The organism is Streptomyces sp. NPDC087270, from assembly GCF_044744625.1.
Classification (GTDB): Bacteria; Actinomycetota; Actinomycetes; order Streptomycetales; family Streptomycetaceae; genus Actinacidiphila.
In genome coordinates, this window is the sequence record NZ_JBIUYR010000001.1 from 538474 (window position 1) to 557754 (window position 19281).

Sequence of the window (19281 nt, forward strand, 5' to 3'; positions counted from 1 at the left end):
CGCCGCGGTCACTCCTGGCCCCCGATCACGCGCACCCGGTGGTCGAAGGAGAAGACCAGGGACGGCGGTTCGAGGTCGATCCGCTCGGTCGGGTCGCCGCGCTTGCCGGTGAGCGGGTCGGCCGGGTGCAGCAGCACCTGGTCGACGAGTTCCACGCCCGGCACCCGCTGTAGCACCGCGAAGACCTCGCCGGCCTGCACCGGGCGGCCGAAGGCCCAACCGGTGCCGCGGGCCCCGCCGGTGAGCGGGTCCAGGTGGCGGTAGAGGGCGTCGTGCGCGCGCTGCCTGACCAGCTCGGTGTCGGTGCCGCGGAAGGCGTGCAGCGTGGCCACCACGGTCACGCCCTGGTAGTAGGGCGGGCCGACCGCGAGCCGGGTGCCGATCAGCCGCCGGTCGTCGAGGTAGTCGGTGATCCGCTCCAGCAGGGCGTCGTCCGGGACGAGTTGCTCGAACCGCAGCCGCCCGCCGGGGTCGGTGACCGCCTGCGGGACGACCAGCACCCGCACCGCGTGGGCGCCGTGCTCGTCGGGGTCGGCGGCCAGGCAGGTGATGCGGGCGGTCTCGGGCGCGGCGCGGCGGGCCAGTTCCTCGTAGTCCCGCAATGTCACCGCGCGGTCCTGGGCGCGCAGGGTGATCGGGGCGCGGGCCTTGGCCTCCTCGACGGTCTCGCCGTCCACCCCGCCCTTGGCGGCCTCGCGGTTGACCACCTCGGCGACGTACGGGACGGAGTTGCGCAGCACCTGGATGGCGCCGCGTGCGACGTTCCCGGCCCGGCCGCCGCCGGTGCGGTAGCGGCGGACCCGGATCGCGGCACCCATCGGCGGCACCGCGCCGTACTGCCGCAGGCTGCCGTCGGGTTCGCGGACGGCGGGGCCGAAGGCGATCTCCCCGGTGGCCGCGTCGAGCGTGACGTGCCGGTCGTACGGGCCGGACGCGGCGAAGTGCCCGACGGCCTCCCAGTCGGTCCAGCCGTTGTCCCCCGCGACCTGCAGCAGCAGCGCGGGCACGTCGCCGACCACGGGGGAGTGCGCCAGCCGCAGCCGCTGGCCGGGCAGCCCGGTGGACTCGCCCAGCACCTCGTCGCGGACCGTCTCGGCGTGCACGACGCCGGTGGTGCCGCCGATGGTGAACGCCTCGACCGACCGGACGGTGGGCGAGGTGGTGTAGAAGGGCTGGCCGGCCAGCGGCTCGGTGACCCGGCAGCGCAGCCAGCCCGCCTCGCGCCGCCCGGTCCTGGACAGCGTGTGGCCGCCGGGGACGTGCAGCACCACCTCGCCGGGCCGGTTGAGGCCGCCGGTGCCGTCCCGGTCGACCTCGCAGGGAGTCCAGCCGTCCGCGGTCCACGCCTCCCAGACCAGCGGCGGCTGCCGCGGGTCCACGCCGACACCGTCGACCCGGCTGTCCAGGGTCAGCGCGACCGCGCAGTGCGGGACGGCGGAGCTCAGGCCCAGCAGCATGCAGTCACCGGGGCGCGGCGACTCGCTGAAGCACATCAGGTCGCCGCCCTCGGCGAGGTCCGAGGTGCGGTCCACCGCGGCCTTCTCGCCGTGCTGCACCACCAGGTACTCCAACTCGCACGGCACCACGGTGAGTTCGGCCTCGGTGGCGAAGACCACCGCTTCCTCGCTCTCGGTGCGGGCGGTGGCGACCTCGGTGCCGGTGGGCAGCCGGACCGGCTCGCCCACCGGCGCGGACAGCCAGAACGTCACGTCGGTGCGGGCGGCCGTCGGCGGGAACAGGGTGATCCCGATCAGGTCGAGGAAGGCCAGGTGGTTCTTCTCCGGCACCCGGTTGAGCCGGTAGACCACCTGGTCGGCCATGTGGGCGACCGTCTCGACCAGGGTGATGCCGGGGTCGGAGACGTTGTGGTCGGTCCACTCGGGGGCGCGCTGCTGGATGTAGCGCTTGGCGTCGTCCACGAACTGCTGGAAGCGGCGGTCGTCGAGGTTGGGCGAGGGCAGGGCCATCAGCGGTCGCTTTCGGGGGCCGGCCGGGAGTCCGCGGACGACCCGCCAGGGAAGTCGGCGGAACCGGGGAAGCCGGCGGAACTGGACGAATCGGGCAGGTCGGGGTAGTCGTGCGAGGGGATGGTGTAGAACGGGAAGACCAGGCTGCGCGGGTTGTTGGTGCCCCGCACCGAGTAGCGCACGTCGATGTAGAGCACGCCCTGGCCGTCCCCCGCGGTGACCTCGACGTCCTCCACCTCGATCCGCGGCTCCCAGCGGTCCAGACTGGCATACACCTCGTGCTGGATTCGACCGGCGGTCGCCTCGTTGACGGGCGCGAAGACCATGTCGTGGATGGCGCAGCCGAACTCGGGCCGCATCGGCCGCTCGCCCGGCGCGGTGGCGAGCACCAGCCGCATCGCCTCCTCGACCTCCTGCTGCCCGCTGACCATGGCGATGCCGCCGCCCGGGCCGATCCGCAGCGGGAACGCCCAGCCGGTACCGACGAATTGCTCTGCCATCACACCACCGGCATCCCGTTGGCGGTGACCACACCCAGCAGCATGACACTGGTGCCGTCCACCGTGACGTCCAGCGGCGAGCTGAGCATGAGCGCGCCCTCGCCGGACACTGTCGTGACGCCCACCGCGTTCAGCTCCAGCGCGGCCAGCGCGTTGATGGCGACCGCACCCAGCGAGCGGGCACTGATGGTGGACGCCTCGATGTTGAGCACCCCGCCGCTCTTGAGCGACAGGTTCCCGCCCGCCTTCAGCGACAGGCTCCCGCCCGCCTCTATCGACACCGACCGGGTGCCCTTGATGCTCACCGAGCCCTTGCTGTCCACGGTGATCTCGGTGCGGGTGCGGTCCAGGTTGACCACCAGCCGGTTGTCGCCGGAGCTCAGCCGCACCCCGCGCTTGCCGCCGGTCCGCTGGTCGAGCAGGTCCAGCCGGTTGCCGCTGCGGTCGGCCAGCGTGTGCCGCACGGCCTTGCCGGACGTCCCGTCGTACGGCGGGACGTCCACGGTGCCGGGCTTGTCCTTGCCGTTGTAGAGCCCGCCGATCACGAACGGGTGGTCCAGGGCGCCGCGGTCGAAGCTCACCAGCACCTCGTCGCCGACGTCCGGGCCGATCAGCCCGCCGCCGCTGGTCCCGCCGAACTGCACGGTCCTGGTCCAGTCGCTGACGTAGGTGTCGTCGAGCCACGGGAACCGCAGCTTGACCCGGCCCTGCTTGAGCGGGTCCTTGATGTCGGTGACCAGGGCGTTGGCGACCCCCGGCAGCCTTGCGGCGCCCGCGCCGCCGCCGGACCCGCCGGACCCCCCGGAGGCGAGCCCGTACAGCGAGCGCCACTGCCGGCCGCTGACGGTCAGCCAGGTCTCGTAGTGCCGCCCCTCGCCGAAGGTGTGGCGGGCGGCGGTCACCGTGTACTTGCCCTCGAAGGGCGTGCCGACGTCGGCGAGGGCGACCGGGACGCCGGGCCGCAGCTTCGGGTTCCCGTGGACGGTCACCTCCAGCTCGGCGAAAGAGCCGGTGACGTCGGCGGCCAGCGAGTCGGCGGCGTTCTTCACCTCGCCCTGCTTGTCGTACGGGATGTCGGTCTCGACGAGCGTCGCGGTCCCGAACGCGGCGACCGCCGCGGCCGGGCTGGTGCCGATCCTGATGCCGGGGTTGTCCGCGGCCGTGGACCGCCCGACCAGGTCGCGCTTGGTCGTCACGTCCCAGCCGCGCGCCTCGACCCGGGCCACCTGGTCGGCGGAGGTCACCGCCGCCCGGCAGCGCAGGATGTCGACGCCGGCCTCCAGGACGTACGGGCTCTTGTCGCTCGGCGTGCTCACCGGGGGAGCGCCCGATGCCGGGTCGGGCTTGACGAACTGGAACTTCCCCTTGGAGCTCAGGGACATCACCATGTCGTTCTCGTCCGCGAGCCGGTTCAGGAAGTCCCAGTCGGTGACGTTGGCCTGGGTGATGAACTCATAGAGCGTGCTGGTGGACTCGACCTGGCCGATCGGGACCTTGTCCTGGCCGGCCAGCTTGCGGGCGATGTCCGAGGCGGTCATGTTGCGGTAGGCGACCACCCGGCGCTGGCGCAGCATCCGGTGCCCGAGGTCGTAGCCGCGGATCACGCTGAACGTGCCGGTGCCGTCGTAGTCCGTCTCCAGGCCGGTGATCTCGCCGGTGAGCAGCGGGGACTGCGCGCCCTGGCCGTCGGAGACCGGCGCCAGCACCACGTCCGCGCCGATCTTGGCGCCCGCCTCGCCGAGCAGCTTCCGCTTCGGGTCGCGGAAGGTGAGCTGGAACGCGCCGGGCACCCCCACGCCGAAGTCCACCCAGCCGCCGACCAGCAGCGTGGCGTGGTACGGCAGCAGCGGCCGGCCGGCGATGGTGACGTGCAGGACGTTGGAGTAGCCGATCTTGGTCATCGCAGGCCGACCTCCTCGGCTGCCGGCAGGATGAGTTCGGTGCCCGGCACCAGCTGGGTCGGGTCGTCGATGTCGTTGCTCTCGGCGATCGCCCGCCAGACGGTGGCGTCGCCGTACTCCCGCCAGGCCAGGAACTGGAGCGAGTCGCCGGCCACCACCCGGTGCACCCGGCGGGCGGTGAGCGCGCCGGAGGTCGGGTTCTGGCCGAGGGTGTTGCTCGGGATCTCGTTGAGCTGGAGCCGGCAGGTGGCCCGGATCGGCACGCCGGTGGTGCCGAAGAGGGTGTACGACGCGTCCACCGAGCTGACGTACGCGGTGAACCGGGCGGTGGAGAACGACCCCCACTGGAAGACCACCCACGGCGTCGAGGGCTGCTTCGCCTCGATGCTCGCCGAGGTCACCTCGCAGCAGGAGAAGAGCGCCTCCACGTTCTTGCGCACGTCGTTGCTGTTCGGGTCGTCGGAGCGGTCCAGGAAGACCTCGACCGACAGCTCGCGCGGCTCGGGCCCCATGAACTCCGGTACCGCGCCGTCCCGTACGGCGGCGGTCGGCGTGGTCTTCCACTGCGCGCGCCGGCTGAGCGACAGCTCCGAGGGGTTGAAGTCGAAGTCGAAGGTCTTGATCAGCCCGCCGGGCGTGGTGCTGTAGCCGATCGGCGCCTGGTGGATGGCGAGCGAGGCCCGTACCAGGCTCTTGCCCGCGCCGCCGCTGCTGCTCGCCATCTACGCCGCCCCCGCGTCCGTGAAGCCGTGGTGCGCGATCTCCAGCACCTCGGTGGCCACCGACGGGCTCGACGGGTCGAGCGACGGGCCGCGCCAGCTCACCGGCAGCACGTCGATCAGCCCCCAGCGGGCGACGATCGAGCCGTCCGCGCGCAGCGCGGCGATCTGCGCGGTGGGCCGGGTCACCCCGGTGGTGATGGACGTGATCCAGGCCGCCACCTTGGAGGTGTCCTTGGTGAGCGGCCGGGTGAGCGTGATGTTCGAGAACGTCACGCGGGAGGGCAGGTTCCACACGAAGCCGTTGTTGCCGCCCTCCTGGTGCTGGTGGATCTCGACGGAGGAGCTGAGCCCCTCGCAGCCGTTGAACGTGCCCAGGTTCTCGCCGTCGATGGTCAGGTTGAAGAAGATGGTGGAGCCGGGGTCAAGGTCGCTGGCCATCGATCACTGCCTTTCTGCGGACGAGTCGGGTGGGCCCGGGGTGCGGGCCGAAGTGGCGCGGGCGGGCGGACGGGTCGGCCCGGCGGGGGCCGCCCGCCGGGCGGCGCGGTCAGCGGCGGGAGTCACGCAACCTGCCGATCCGCTCCCGGTCCAGCCGCAGTTCGGTGCGCAGCAGCCGGGTCAGCGGGCCGATCAGCCGGTGCGTCAACTCGTCCACCTGGCCGTCGGAGAGCGTGCGGGCGTCGAAGTCGGCGCCGCCCGCGGCGTCGTTGCCGCCGCTCCCGCTGTTCCCGCCGTTCCCGCGGGTCGGGTTGGTGCGGCGGGTGTCGTAACGGCTGTACGCGGGTGGCGGGTCGGCCGGTGGTTTGGCGGCGCGGGAGCCGCCGCTGCTTCCGCCGTCGTCCCGGCCCACCGTGACGGGCGTGACCCGCGCCTCGGCGGTGCGCTGCGGGGAGACGAACTTCGTCATCCGCGAGGCGAGCGACGGTGTGGCGGGTGCGCGCTGCACCGGCAGCTCCGCGGCGGACGTGGAGGTGACCGGGGCGAGGGAGACGGCGGCCTGCGCCGAGGTCGGGACCGTCTGGTGCACGGCGGCCTGTACGGCGGTCTGTACGGCGGCCGGTACGCCGCCGGTGGCCGTGCCGGCCGCTACGGGCGCGAGCACCGCGCGCTGCACCGGCAACTGCCCGGTGGGCGCGCCGGACACGCCGAGCGCGGGCGTCGCGGGCGCTGCGGCGGGGAACGCCTCGGCGACGCCGTTCAGCGGCAGCGCGTCGGTGCCGTGCCGGACCGGTCCTGTGCTGTCGGGGCGTACGTCCGGGCTCGGCGCGGGTGCGGGCGCGGGAACCGGCGCGTGGAGCGCGGCGGTCGGCGCGGCCCCGGGGACCGCCATGCGCTGCACGGCGGGGAGCGGGTGCGCGGAGCGGGCCGCCGGCGGGTTGCCGGTCACCGGGGTCAGCGGCGCGGCGGTGCCGAGGGGTGCGGTGGCGAGCGGTCCGGCCATCGAGCGCTGGACGAATCCGGGCCCGGCCGTGGTCGCGGCCGTGGACATGGTCGCGGGCGCCGGGCGTACGGGTGCGGGTGCCGGTGCGGGTAGGGGGGCGGCGGGCGGAACGGCTCCGGTCGCCGGGGCCGGCCCTCCGGCCGCGGTACGGCGCTGCACCGGCGCGGTGGCCGGCTGCGCGACGGCCGCCGTCCCCAACGGGTTCGCGCCGGACGGCTGTTGGGGCGACGGCTGGGGGCGGGCTGTGGACGCTTCGGGGTGCCCGGTGGGGCGCAGGGGCACCGCCGCCGGTGTGGCGGGCTGCCGGGGGCCCGTGGCCGCCACGGGCCGCAGGGTCGTCCGCACCGGACGTGCGGACGCCAACGGCCTTGCGGCCACCGCGCGTTGCACGGGGGCCGGAGAGGAGGCGGGGGCCGCTGCCGCCGTGGTCGCCGTGGTCGTCGCGCGGTCGCCGCCGGAGGGCGGGACCGGTGCACCGGCGGTGCCCGTGGTGCTGTTCTGGCCGGCGGGGGTGGCCGCGCCGCGCTGCACGGGAGCCGGGCCGGCCGGGACGCTTGCCGAACCGGCCGATGGGGAGGGCGCGTTCGGCGCGCTCGGCGTGTTCGGCGCGGTGGACGCGCGCTGGACGGGAGCGGTGGGCGACTGGCTCACGGGGGGAGCGCCGCCGGGCGAACGGTCCGGTGCGGAGGGCGGGTTCGAGGCCGCCGAGGGCTGCGGGAACGGCACCGCGGTCTGCGGGCGCGTCGGCGTACCGGCCGGGGCGGCCGGCACAACCGGTACGGCCGGGGTGCTGCCGGACGGGCCCGCAACACCCTTGCTGACAGCGGAGGTTGTACCCGCCTGCGGGGCGGACGGCCGGACCGCTGCCGAGGCGGCGGACCTCTGTACCGCGCGTCCGGTGAGCGGCGCCGCGCCGGGCGGCGGCGCGGACATCGGGGCGCCGAGCAGCGGCCGTTGCCGGGGGGCCGAGCCGCCCGGGGTGGTGGCGGGCCGCGATCCGGTGCCGCCCGAGGGCGCGGCCGGGCCGGCCACCGGACCGGTGGCCGCCCGCTGGACGGGAGTCGCCGCGGCGGGACCCGCGGCCTGCCCGGGAGAAGGCACGGGTGCGCCGAGCCCGGCGGACGGGGTCGTCGGGTCAGCGGCCCGGCGCTGGACGGCGCCGGGTCCGGCGGGTGCCGCACCCGCACCCGCACCCGCAGGCGCGGCCGAGGGGCCGGGGGGCACGGACGGCCCGTCGGCCCCGCGCGGCGCGGAGACCGGAAGCGCCGAAGTCGTGCCCTGGGCCGAGGACATGGGCGCCCCGAGCCCGGTCGCCGGGGGCACCGGACCCGCCGGGGTCGTGCCGCTCGCCGGGGTCGCCGCGTTCGCCGGGTTCGCCGGAGTCACCGCACGGCGCTGAACGGCCGCGGGAGCAGCGGGCGTCGCCCCGGGCGCGGCCGAGGCCGCGGGTGGCGTACCCGGGCCGGTCGGTCGTACGGGTACGGGTACGGGTACCGACGTGGAACCGCCGGTGCCCGCCGAACTCCGCCCGGTCGGCGGCCCGATCGGGCTCTGCCGCGCGGGAGCGGGGCTCGCCGGGGGAGTGGCGGCGGACGTCCGCCGCTGGACCTGGGCCACCGGGTGCACGGGGGCGGGTCCCTGGAGGGGCGCGCCGAGTCCGCCGGTGCGGCCGGCGCCGCCCTGCGCGGGCGCGGCCGTCCGCTGAACGGGGGCCACCGGAAGGGAAGTCGAGGCGTTCTGGGGCGCGCCGGCGTCGGGCGCCGCGAGGGGCGCCGTACGGGCCGGGGCGCTGTCACCGCCGGGCGTACCGCGGCCCGGGAGCGGGCCGGTGGCGGCGCCCTCGCGCTCCACCTGCCGCTGGACCGGCGCAGGCGAAGGGGCAGGCGCGGGTGCCGGTCCGGGGGGCGTGCCCCCGCCCGGTCCGCCGAACCCGCCTGATCCGCCGGGGCTGTTGCCGCCCGGCTCCCCGCCCGTTCCGCCGGCGGACCCGCCACCGGCCGGCCCGGTGGACGTGGTGGGGGCGGTGGGGGCGGTGACCGGTGTGACCGGCGCGCTCGGCGCCGGGGTGACGGTCGGAAGCGCGCGTCGCGCCACCTGTGGGGCCGGCGCCCTGGTCAGCGCGGTGGGCGCGGGCGGCCTGGACACCAGCGGCACCACGCGGGGCCCGGTGGCCTGGGCCGCCGACACCGCGCGCTGCACCGCGGGTCCGGCCGCCGGCTCCGCCGGGACGTCGCCGCTGCCGCGGTCGCCGACCACGGCGACCGGCAGGGCGACCGGCGGCTGGCCGGTGCGGTGCACGGCGGCCGGCGCCGGGGTGAGCACGTCGCGGATCAGCCCGGTCGGCGCGTCGTCGAGCACGACGTGCGCCAACTCCCCGGTGAAGGAGGGGTTCTGCCAGGCCGAGAGCGTGCCGCCGAAGTCCGCGGCCGCGATGGTGTGCCGGGACGGGTGCGCGCTCGCCCGCTGGATCGGCGGCAGCGCGGACCAGCCGGGCGGCCCGCTCGGCCGCACGGCGGCGGTACCGGCGGCCGGAGCCGGCCCGGCACCGTGCACGGAGCCCGACGCGGCGCCCGGGGCAGTGCCCGGCCCCGCCTCGGTCGCCGCGGTGCCGTCCGGCTGCGCGCCACCTGTCTGCATACGTCCGCGTGCGCGGGCCCGTGGGGCCCACCGGTCAAGGATTCCCATGGCCGTAACCCCGTCCTCTCACCGTTCTGCCGTGGCACGCGTGACGAGCGAGGCGATCTGCTCGGCGTACTGACGGCGGTCGCGGTGTTCGAGGTCCAGGATGTCCTCCAGGCTCCAGTGGAAGTGGTAGGCGATGTACGCGATCTCCTCGTGCACCCGGTCGGTCGCGTACGTCACGATTCCCCCAGGCGGCTCCCGCCGAGCTCGACCTCGAACGGCTGCTCGCAGTGCGGACAGGTCACGCCGGCCCTGGTGTGGCCCTCGGCGTTGATCTGGCGGTAGAAGTCCTGGAGGAAGGCTAGGTCGGAGGCGAACATGTTCTCCACCACGCCGTCGTGCATGTGCGGCACCGTGCCGAGCCGGGTGATCACCCGGCCCAGCAGCACCACGGAAAGGTACGCCGGGTTCTCCTGCACCCGCAGGTCCCGCAGCGGGATCAGCTCGTCCCGCGCGGTCGCCAGGCGCATCACCCCGTCGCGGTGCACCGCGCCCGACTCGTCGACGTAGCCGCGGGGCAGCTCGAAGGCGAACTCGGTGCGCAACTGCCTCCGTACGGGGGCCGGTTCGGTGACCGGCGCGGACAGGGCGGTGGCCGACGCCGACGGCGCCGCGGCGGTCACGGGGACCGCCGTGGCGTCGTCGGACAGGGGGCCGCCTGACCTGGAAGCCGTTCCTCGGCGCATTACTCCATGATCATTTCTTCGTAGGTGATCGTCACGGTCTCGGTCAGCGCCGAGGCCTCACCGGCCTTCACCGTGCTCGCCGAGATCTTGCTGCACCACGCCTGACGCAGGTGGTACCGCTTCACCGGGTTGTTCATGTAGTCCATCACCAGGATGCTGGCGTTCTTGCGGGCCGAACCCATGTCGCCGCGGACCGACGAGTTGATCCAGTCGTTGAACGCCTTGGACTGGGTCATGCCGCGCACGACGGTCGCTTCGCCGGCCTTCTTCACGCCGGGCATCTTCTTGGTGACCGGCTGTCCGTTCGCCGACACCTGCTGGTACTCGATGACGTCCTGCTGCATGTCCAGGCCGTTGACCTCCTGGAGGTACTCGACCATCACCCCGTCGATCTGCAGGCCGAAATTGTGTGAGGTGAGCGCATCACCTGGCTGGAGACTCATGGCCGCTTTTCCTTCGCGTCGCGCTGCTCGTACGTCATGCCGTGCTGGTCCTGCCGCTGCTGGTCGTGGTCATCCCTGGCCACGGTCACTCCTCCAACTCGCCCGCGCCGCTGGAGAACTGGGCGAGCCGGAAGATCACGAACTCCGCGGGCTTCACCGGGGAGACGCCGATCTCGCAGATCACCCGGCCGAGGTCCACCGACTCCGGCGGGTTGGTCTCGGCGTCGCACTTCACGTAGTAGGCGTCGTCCGGCTGGCCGCCGAACAGCGCGCCGCCGCGCCACTCGGTGACCAGGAAGGCCGAGATGTTGCGCCTGATCCGGGCCCACAGCGCCTGGTCGTTGGGCTCGAAGACGACCCACTGGGTGCCGGCCAGGATCGACTCTTCGAGGTAGTTGAAGTACCGGCGGATGTTCAGGTAGCGCCAGGCCGGGTCGGAGGACAGGGTGCGCGCACCCCAGACCCTGATGCCGCGGCCGGGGAAGGAGCGGATGCAGTTGATGCCCAGCGGGTTGAGCAGGTCCTGCTCGCCGCGGGTGATCTGCATCTCCAGGTCCACCGCGCCGCGCACCACCTCGTTGGCGGGCGCCTTGTGCACGCCGCGCTCGAAGTCGTTGCGGGCCCAGATGCCGGCCACGTGGCCGCTCGGCGGGACCAGCCGGGTCTGGCCGCCGGCCGGGTCGAAGACCTTGATCCACGGGTAGTACAGCGCCGCGTACTTGGAGTCGTAGTTGGACGTCTCCTGGCGCCACACGCGGATCTCCCGCGCGTTGAGCCCGGGCGGCGGGTCGATGATCGCCAGCCGGTCGCCCATCAGCTCGCAGTGCGCGATCAGGCCGAGCTGGACGGCCTTGACGGACTCCAGGTCGATCGCGCCGCGCTGGTAGGCCGCCATCAGGTCGGGGACGGCGACCATGGAGATCTCGTCCACCGCCTCGAGGCCGCCGAAGCCGGTGCGGTCGGCGCTGTCGCCGAGGTACTCGCCGACACCGATCGTCTCGCCGGAGTCGGAACCCGCCGGTCCGGTGGTCGCGGGGACCGAGGCCGGAGCGGCGAGCGCCACGGTCTGGTTCTCCGGACGGACCAGCTGGCCGGAGGCGGCCGCCTCCTTGACGGTGATGAGCTTGGAGCGCTCCTTCACCTGGGTGACGACGTAGTTGCGGTTGCCGCGCTTGGCGGTCACGTCGAAGGTCTCGACGGTCTTGTCGCCGTCCTTGACGAGCAGCCGGAAGCGCTCGGCGGGGCCTTCGCCCTCGGCGTCCGCGACCTCGACGCTGAGCGGACCGGCCTCGCCGGGCGCGAGCGCCGCGACCTTGAAGGTGCCGAGCGTGGTGTCCTCGCCGGCGGTCAGGGCGGCCGGGCCGGCGCCACCGCCGGCAACGGCGGCCGGCTGCTTGCCGGTGACGCCCGCTGCCTGGCCCGACACTCCGCCGGTCTCGCCGCCCACCCGGACGACGTAGGCCGCGGAGCCTCCGTTGTTGAAGAAGCCGTAGACCGAGTGCGCGAGGAAGTAGCCGTCGGTGAACTCACCGAAGGACGCGACGTACTGCGTCCAGTTGGTCACCAGGGTCGGCTCGTTGAGCGGACCGGTGGGCGCCAGACCGACGAAGGCGGCAACCGATGTGCCCACCCCCTCGATCGGGCGGGAACCGCTGGCCACTTCCTCCACGTAGACGCCCGGCGACAGATACGACGGCATGCGCTGATCTCCTCGGGGTACGAGAAAAGGGTCGACTCTCACCCTCGCTCGCCCGGCCCGTGACCGAAACGTCCTGCGGTGCCTTTCCGGGGGCAGTTCCGCTGCCCCCGAGGGCAGCGCGCCGCTGCCGGGGTCGGGCCGTGCCTGCCGTCTTCGCGCCGCGACGCCCCGGCGCCCGCCCGACTCGTCACCGTATGTCCACGCATGGCGGGACCCGCGCCGGTGCCCGGCGGCACGCCGGGTGCCCCCGCGGGCGGTTCGCCGGTCCTCGGGGGCGGGTGGCGCGCTTGGTGCGCGTGAGGTCTGCCCCCGGGAGTGCCCCCGTAGTCCTTGCGCCGGGCCCGGAGTTCGCCGTAGGCAGGGAGGGTCAGCCACGGAGAGGGCGGTCATGCGCGCGCACGACAAGGTCGACGAGGTGTCCGCGGCCGGGCGTTCCCGGCCTTCCGCGCTGCCCCGCCCGGCGGTCGCCGGGCCGCGCCCGGCACCCGGCACGAGCGCCGCCGGACTCCTGGCCCTGCAGCGCGCCGTGGGCAACTCCGCGGTGGCCCGCATGCTCCAGGACGACGGGCACGGGCACCCGCACGGCGCGGACGGCGGGCGCGGCCCGGCCGTCCAGCGCTCCGCGGTGCACAGCGTGCTGCGCGGCTCCGGCCGCGCGCTGGCCGCCCCGCTGCGCGCCGAGATGGAGGCGCGGCTCGGCGCCGACTTCGGCGACGTGCGCGTCCACGACGACAGCGCCGCCCGGCGCTCGGCGGCGGAGCTGGGCGCCCGCGCCTACACCTCGGGCAACCACGTGGTGGTGGGCGACGGCGGCGCCGACAAGCGCACGCTCGCCCACGAACTCACCCACGTCATCCAGCAGCGCACCGGCCCCGTCGCCGGCACGCCCACCGGGGACGGGCTGCGGGTCAGCGACCCGGGCGACGCGTACGAGCGGGCCGCGGAGCGCAACGCCGAGCGGGCGATGTCGGCGCCGGTCCCGGTGCGGACCGCGCCGGAGCGGGCGGGCACGGCCCAGGGCGCCGGGCCCGCGCCCGAGTTGACCGGCACCCCCGCCATCCAGCGGGTCGCGGTGCCGACCGCCGAGCCCAACCGCAGCGGGATCACGGTGACGCGCGGCGGCGGCCGCACCGAGTCGATAGAGATGCTGAACAGCGGGAGCCTGACCGGCTCCCCGCCCTCCCAGGACCCGTTCGGCTTCGACTACATCCGGGCGCTGAGGCTGACCAACTTCTGGATTCGCTTCCACCTGGTCAACAACATCGCCGGCGGCATCGGAACCGCCGACAACCTCGTGCCCGCCTCGAAGCGCGACAACTCGACCTACGAGCGCGGCATCGAGGCCGACCTGAAGTCCACCGTCGCCCAGGTGCGGGCGACCAACCGGACGGTGCGGCGCGGGCAGCAGAAGGACTACGTCTACTTCGGCGTCGACGTCCACTACGCCCGCCCGCCGTCGCGCCGGCCGCAGGGCATGTCACAGCGGCAGTACGACGCGGCCGGGGACTTCGTGGACGGCCTGACGATCCACCACCGCGTGTACGACGGGGCGAACAGGATGTGGACGGTCCACCACGACGGGACGTACTTCCCCTTCCAGGACCGCCAGCCCACCGACCCCGGCACGCACGTGCGGATCTCCCAGCTGGACCTGGCGGACCTGCGGCGCTACACCGGCAACCACCGCGGCTGGAACGCCGACGACCTGGACTTCCTCAACGACCTCGGCGGCCCCCGGCGGGGGGAGTTCGAGAGCCTCATCGACCACTACGGCGCCACCGGCCCGGCCGAGTCCGTGCTGCACGCCTTCCACCACATCCCGTTCTCGCTCCCGCGGGTGAGCTCCCGCACCGGGCGGGCCACCGCCCAGCCGACCACCTTCGCCGACCGGATGGGTCCCGGCGCCGACCGGGCGCTGCAGTACCTGGCGCTCGCGATCTCCGGCGGGTCCATCACCATCCGCTGAGCACCGGCCCGTAGGGTCCGGGCTCCAGGTGCCGGCCGGCCGAGGGAGCGCCGCGGCCGGACGGACGGCAGGGACGACCCAGGAGGAGGACCGCCATGTCCGATCTGTGGCACGCGAGCGTGCGCCACGTCGACGGCGACGCGGTGGAACTGCTGTGCGCCGCGGTGCACCCGGACGCCGGGTCGCCGTCCGCCACCAAGCCGTTCGTGCTGCGGCTGCTGGCGGACGCCGCTCCCGTCTGGCCGGGCGCGGAGGAGCTGGTGGGCGGCATCGACCTCAACGGCGTTGACCCGTACGGCACCGACGTGGAGCCGGCCCGCCGCGCCCGTCTCGTGCTGGTGCGGGTCGCGGTGAGCGACGGGCGGAACGTCCCGTTCGACGAGGCCGCCGCCCGGCGGCGGATCGAGGACGGGCTGCGCGAGCGCGGTCTGTCTCCCGACGACGCGGCCGGCTGGAACGCCGCGTTCGGCGCGGAGTGGGGCGAGTTGTGGCAGGACCCCGACCGGGTGCCGTCCTGGGTGCTGCACGTCCGGTTCGCGGACCCGGCCGCGCTCGCGGGGCTGCGGCCCGGCCTGGCGTGGGACTCGGCCGCCTACGGCTGAACGGCCCCGCGCCCGCCCCTCGGGGGCAACTCCCCCCGCCCGCACGGACACCAGCCCTGCCTCGCGGTCCGCTGCCGGCCCGGGGCCCGGCACCGTAGCGTCGGGGTGTGAGCCTTTGGACCTCCCTCGAACCCCCGTCCGCCACGGTCGACCCGGGCAGCGCCACGACCGTACGGTTGCGCCTGCGCAACACCGGCGACGTCGTGGACGAGTACCGCTTCATGCCGGTCGGTGACCTCGCTCCGTACATCACGGTCGAGCCGCCGCTGCTGCGGCTCTACCCGGGCACCGTGGACACCGTCCATCTCACCATCGCGCCGCCGCGCACCCCGGACGCCGTCGCCGGGCCCAACCCGTACGGCGTCCAGATCGTGCCCACCGAGAATCCCGAGGCCACCACGGTCCCGGAGGGCAACATCACCATCACGCCCTTCACCGAGGTGCGGGCCGAGCTGGTGCCGCACACCGTCAAGGGCCGCTTCCGGGGCCGCTCCAAGCTCGCGGTGGACAACCTCGGCAACACGAAGCTGACCGCCTCGATCGTCGGCGCCGACAACGGCGACCAGGTCTCGTACGAGATCCACCCGGCCAACGTGCAGATCGAGCCCGGCCGGGCCGCGTTCGTCAAGACCACTCTCAAGCCGCGCCGGATCGCCTGGTTCGGGCGCAAGGAGAACCGCCCCTTCCGGCTGGCGGTCCAGCGCTCGGGCGCCAACCCGCTCGACGTCGACGGGACGTACGTGCAGCGCGGGGTGCTGCCGCGCTTCCTGGCCACCTTCCTCGGGCTGATGGTCGGGCTCGTGATCGCCGCGGTCGCGCTGTGGTTCGCCTACAAGCCGCAGGTGGCCAGCCTCGCGGGGGAGAAGGTCCAGCAGGCGGCCGCGAGCACCCTGCCCACCCCGGCGGCGCCGGTGACGCCGCCGCCGACCACCAGCCCCGCGCAGACGACGCCCCCGGCGTCGCCCGCCGGGTCGTCGGGCGGGTCCGGGGGCGGTGGCGAGCCGAAGAAGAAGAAGGCACCGCCGGCCACGGCGGCGACCGCGGTGCAGAAGCTCGCCGCGAGCGATCCGGGCGGCCGGCACATCTGCTACCGCGTCTACGTCGGCGACAAGGGCTGGAGCAAGCCCTCCTGCGACGGCGTCACGGCGGGTTCGACGGACGACGACGCCGGTGCCATCGAGTCCATCAACATCGCGGTCGCCGGGATCGCCAGCGGTTCCGCCAACGCGTTCCGCGAGGACGGCGGGTGGAAGGCACCGTGGCAGGGCGCGATCGCCGGTGCCGACATCTACGTGGGCACCACCGGCAAGGACATCCGGCTGTCCGGCTTCGCCGTCGGCGTCAAGACGGGTGAGGTGTGCCGGAACGCCTTCCTGCACAAGGGCGGGTGGGGCGGCCAGGGATGCAACGACCCCGCCCAGAGCAAGCAGGACTGGATCTTCGGCGGTACCACGGACATGACGAATTCGCTCGAGGCCATCAGGATCACGGTCTGAGCGGTCGGCTGCCTTCGCCGACCGGTCGCCGCGTGCGCCGGCCGGCCGGCTGATCGCCCCGCCGACCGGCGAACCCGGGCGTCACCACTCGCCGTTGTCGTCCAGCACCAGCCGGCCCGCCTTGCGGTACTCGCGCTGCGCCCCCGCCAGCAGGTCCGCGGTGCCGACCGGGGCGCCGCGGCCGGCGGCGGCGTACGCGGCGGTGACCACCGCGCTGCGGATCGAACCGCCGGCCAGCTCGAACTGCCGTGCCACCGCGTCCGGTTCGATGTCGTCGGCGCACGGCACGTGGGCCAGGCTGTGCCGCCACAGCGCCAGCCGCTGGGCGGGGTCGGGGAACGGGAAGTCGACCACCATGTCCAGCCGCCGGGTGAACGCGTCGTCCACGTTGGCCCGCAGGTTCGTGGTGAGCAGCGCGATGCCGTCGAAGGACTCCAGCCGCTGGAGCAGGTAGGCGCTCTCCATGTTGGCGTAGCGGTCGTGCGCGTCCTTCACCTCCGACCGCTTGCCGAACACCGAGTCGGCCTCGTCGAAGAGGAGCACCGCGTCGGTGCGGTCGGCCTCGGTGAAGACACGCTCCAGGTTCTTCTCGGTCTCGCCGACGTACTTGTCGACGATCGAGGAGAGCTGCACCACGTAGAGGTCCAGGCCGAGTTCGGCGGCGACCACCTCGGCCGAGAGCGTCTTGCCGGTGCCGGAGCCGCCCGCGAAGAGCGCCAGCACGCCCCGGCCGCGACCGCCGCCGGCGCTCAACCGCCAGTCGCCGAGCACCTGGTCGCGGTGGCGCGCGCGCATGGCCAGCTCGCGCAGTTGGGCGAGCGGACCGTCCGGCAGCACCAGGTCGTCCCAGCCGACGGCGGGTCTGATCCGGCGGGCGTGGCGTTCGAGGCCGGACGCGGACTGCTGCCGCGCGGCGAGCCGCAGGTGCCCGGCGGACAGCGGGGTGCCGTCGAACTCGGCCAGCTCGCGGGCGACTCGGGCGACCCGGCGGATGCGGTCGCCGCCGAGCCGGTACGGCGCGACGACCGGCGCCAGGTCGAAGCCGGCGGCCTCGACGGCTTCGACGGCCTCGATCTCCTTGCCGGCCTCGGTGGTCGGTGCACCGGCTTCGGTGGTCGCCGCACTGGACCCGGTGGTCGCCGCACTGGACCCGGTGGTCGCCGCACCGGACCCGGTGGTCGGCGCACCGGACCCGGGACCGGAGCCGGCCCCGCCGTCCGTGCCGGGGCCGGTCGTGCCGAGCGCCGCCGTCCAGGTGTCGAGGTCGCCGGCCCGCTGCCGGGGCGCGTCGAGCACGAGCGGGTCGCGATCCGCCCACTGCGGGTCGTACGGCCGGGTGCCCGTCATGATCACGGTGACGTCGTCGACCGCCAGGGCGCGGACGAGCGCGGCGGCGGCGCCGGGCTCGTCCGGTACGGGGGCGACCAGGACCGCGTGGCCGCGCAGCCGTGCCTCGCGCAGCAGTTGGGGGAGCGCGGCGGTGGCCGTGGCGCCGCGGTCGGGGCCGGGCCCGTGGCCGGCGGGGTCGTCGCCCCGGCCGTCGTCGCCGGGGGCGGGGGAGTGGCCCGCGGGGGTGAAGTGCAGGGCGGGCAGCGCGGCCGCGCCGAGCGCGGCGGCGGCGCAGGCGATGCCGTCGCCCTCGCGCTGCTCGCGCAGGTAGACCGTGGCCGGGCCGGTCGCGAGGCGTTTGGCGAGCCGTTCCACCAGCGGGTCGTCCGCTGCGGCCGGCCGGCCGAGCGGCCGGACCTGGCCGGCGAGCGCGGGGTCGGGGGTGTCATCGCCGACGAGGTGGGCGGCGACCCGGTCCGGGACCCGCAACGACCGGCTGAGGAAGGGGCGTTCGCCCTCCTCGACCACGATCAGGCCGAGCGCGGCCAGCGGTGCCGACGGGTGGAAGCGGGCGCGGCCCTCGGCGCGGTGCGCGGGCACCCCGCACAGGTCGAGCGCGAGGCCGATGGTCGCCCGGCGGCGGCTGACGTCGTCGTTGAGGTAGCCGTAGAGCGGTTCGAAGGTGCGGTCGAGGTCGGGGGCGAGCACGGTGAGCAGGATGCGGGCGTCCAGCGCGGACAGGCCGAGCCGGGCGGCGAGTTGGTGCAGCCGGTCGCCGTCGGACCCGTCGTCGAACGTATCGCCGAACGCGCCGTCGGACCCGTCGCCGAACGTGTCGGCGCCCTCGCCGGCGAACGCGCCGCCCTCCTGCGCCGCGGCCGGGCGCAGCAGATGCCGTACCGCTTCGTCGGTCAGGTACAGGCCGCGCAGCGGATCGGCGGCGGTCGGGTCGGAGGCGCTGCGGTGCTCCACGAGCAGGGCGACCCGGTCGCGCAGCCGGCCGAGCCTGCGGACCAGGGCGTCCGGGTCCGGGTCCGGGTCCGTGCCGGTGCCGGTGGTCGTACCGGTGGCGGGTATCGCGGCGGTCACTCGGCCGCGCCCGGGGCCGCGTCCTTGCGGTCGGCGAGGTGGCGCGGGCGGTGGTAGCGCTCGGCGGAGCCTTCGAGGGTGCCGTCGGTGCCGCGCACCCGCACGCCCGCGCCTTCGGTGACCGGCGGCCCGGCGTCGTACTCGGGGTAGGCCGGGAAGGGCGCGGTGACCGTGACGTCCAGCGACGGCTTGAGTTCGCCGCCGAGCGCCGACCAGATCTCGGCGAACGAACGGGAGTCGGTCTGGGAGCCGGCGACGGTGAGCGGGACGGTCAGCCCGAGCGCGGCCAGGGCGCCCGTCAACTCCTCGGGCGGCAGCACCTCGTGGGGCAGCAGGGTGGACAGCACAGCGGAGAGCAGGCGGTGTTCGTCCTGCGGCTGCTTGGTCCAGGCGGTGACCAGGTAGGACAACCGGTACCAGCGCGGCGGTTGGCGCCGGCGCAGCACGATGCCCCGCTCGTCGCGGACCGCGACCGCGCCCCGCTCCCGCCGGGCGACGTCCTCGCGGATGTCGTAGAGATAGGCGTCGATGGTCGGCGCGTTGCGCCGGGCGGCCCAGTCGCGGGTCGGTGCCTCGAAGGCGATGTCGACACCGGTTCCGGCCAGGGCGCCGCCGGAGAGCAGCCCCCTGAGGACTTCGTCCACCTCGTGTATCACGGTCGAGCCCTTCGCTGTGCACGGTGGGTTGCGTACTCGTACGTCGACGAGTCGGCCCGGCCGTCCGGTGGCCGGGTGGACCGGTGACCGGTTTGGCCGCCG

15 protein-coding genes are annotated in these 19281 nt (G+C 74.8%); 3 read left to right on the forward strand and 12 right to left on the reverse strand.

Annotated elements, in window-relative coordinates:
* Positions 1-8 precede the first annotated feature (8 nt).
* From ACIPAE_RS02400 to ACIPAE_RS02445, 10 genes are all read right to left on the reverse strand, one after another.
* Positions 9-1967 (reverse strand): putative baseplate assembly protein, encoded by a 1959-nt coding sequence (locus tag ACIPAE_RS02400; protein ID WP_366411892.1) that lies wholly within the window; start codon positions 1965-1967, stop codon positions 9-11.
* The gene (locus ACIPAE_RS02405; RefSeq protein WP_329366648.1) at positions 1967-2467 is read right to left on the reverse strand and encodes a GPW/gp25 family protein; all 501 of its coding nucleotides are present in this window, start codon (positions 2465-2467) and stop codon (positions 1967-1969) included. Before ACIPAE_RS02405 ends, ACIPAE_RS02400 begins: the two co-directional genes overlap by 1 nt.
* Positions 2467-4368 carry a VgrG-related protein gene (locus ACIPAE_RS02410; protein ID WP_366411893.1) on the reverse strand — a complete coding sequence of 634 codons (1902 nt, stop codon included), beginning with the start codon at positions 4366-4368 and terminating at the stop codon, positions 2467-2469. Before ACIPAE_RS02410 ends, ACIPAE_RS02405 begins: the two co-directional genes overlap by 1 nt.
* Entirely contained in the window at positions 4365-5090 is a 726-nt protein-coding gene (locus ACIPAE_RS02415) for a LysM peptidoglycan-binding domain-containing protein (RefSeq protein ID WP_328467050.1), read from the reverse strand. The genes ACIPAE_RS02410 and ACIPAE_RS02415 overlap by 4 nt, the downstream gene beginning before the upstream one ends.
* On the reverse strand, positions 5091-5528 hold the full coding sequence (locus ACIPAE_RS02420; RefSeq protein WP_328467052.1) for a phage tail protein: 438 nt from the start codon (positions 5526-5528) through the stop codon (positions 5091-5093).
* A gap of 109 nt (positions 5529-5637) precedes the next feature.
* The gene (locus ACIPAE_RS02425) at positions 5638-9168 is read right to left on the reverse strand and encodes a hypothetical protein (protein ID WP_402442367.1); all 3531 of its coding nucleotides are present in this window, start codon (positions 9166-9168) and stop codon (positions 5638-5640) included.
* A 66-nt stretch (positions 9169-9234) separates the two neighbouring features.
* Positions 9235-9393 carry a DUF6760 family protein gene (locus tag ACIPAE_RS02430; RefSeq protein WP_328467055.1) on the reverse strand — a complete coding sequence of 53 codons (159 nt, stop codon included), beginning with the start codon at positions 9391-9393 and terminating at the stop codon, positions 9235-9237.
* Entirely contained in the window at positions 9390-9899 is a 510-nt protein-coding gene (locus ACIPAE_RS02435) for a hypothetical protein (RefSeq protein WP_328467057.1), read from the reverse strand. The genes ACIPAE_RS02430 and ACIPAE_RS02435 overlap by 4 nt, the downstream gene beginning before the upstream one ends.
* Complete coding sequence (locus tag ACIPAE_RS02440; protein ID WP_329366641.1) at positions 9899-10342, reverse strand: phage tail protein; 444 nt, start codon at positions 10340-10342, stop codon at positions 9899-9901. The genes ACIPAE_RS02435 and ACIPAE_RS02440 overlap by 1 nt, the downstream gene beginning before the upstream one ends.
* A gap of 85 nt (positions 10343-10427) precedes the next feature.
* Positions 10428-12041 carry a phage tail sheath subtilisin-like domain-containing protein gene (locus tag ACIPAE_RS02445; RefSeq protein ID WP_329366639.1) on the reverse strand — a complete coding sequence of 538 codons (1614 nt, stop codon included), beginning with the start codon at positions 12039-12041 and terminating at the stop codon, positions 10428-10430.
* A gap of 388 nt (positions 12042-12429) precedes the next feature.
* On the opposite strand from ACIPAE_RS02445, the gene ACIPAE_RS02450 reads away from it, so the two are divergent.
* From ACIPAE_RS02450 to ACIPAE_RS02460, 3 genes are all read left to right on the forward strand, one after another.
* Positions 12430-14007 (forward strand): DUF4157 domain-containing protein, encoded by a 1578-nt coding sequence (locus ACIPAE_RS02450; protein WP_402442370.1) that lies wholly within the window; start codon positions 12430-12432, stop codon positions 14005-14007.
* Positions 14008-14102: 95 nt separating this feature from the next.
* Positions 14103-14609 (forward strand): hypothetical protein, encoded by a 507-nt coding sequence (locus ACIPAE_RS02455; protein WP_402442372.1) that lies wholly within the window; start codon positions 14103-14105, stop codon positions 14607-14609.
* A gap of 107 nt (positions 14610-14716) precedes the next feature.
* Entirely contained in the window at positions 14717-16105 is a 1389-nt protein-coding gene (locus ACIPAE_RS02460; protein ID WP_329366635.1) for a hydrolase, read from the forward strand.
* Between the two features lie 81 nt (positions 16106-16186).
* On the opposite strand, the gene ACIPAE_RS02465 is transcribed toward ACIPAE_RS02460, so the two are convergent.
* On the reverse strand, positions 16187-18523 hold the full coding sequence (locus ACIPAE_RS02465; RefSeq protein ID WP_402442373.1) for an ATP-binding protein: 2337 nt from the start codon (positions 18521-18523) through the stop codon (positions 16187-16189).
* On the reverse strand, positions 18520-19179 hold the full coding sequence (locus tag ACIPAE_RS02470) for a DUF4255 domain-containing protein (RefSeq protein ID WP_329366633.1): 660 nt from the start codon (positions 19177-19179) through the stop codon (positions 18520-18522). Before ACIPAE_RS02470 ends, ACIPAE_RS02465 begins: the two co-directional genes overlap by 4 nt.
* Between the last annotated feature and the right edge of the window lie 102 nt (positions 19180-19281).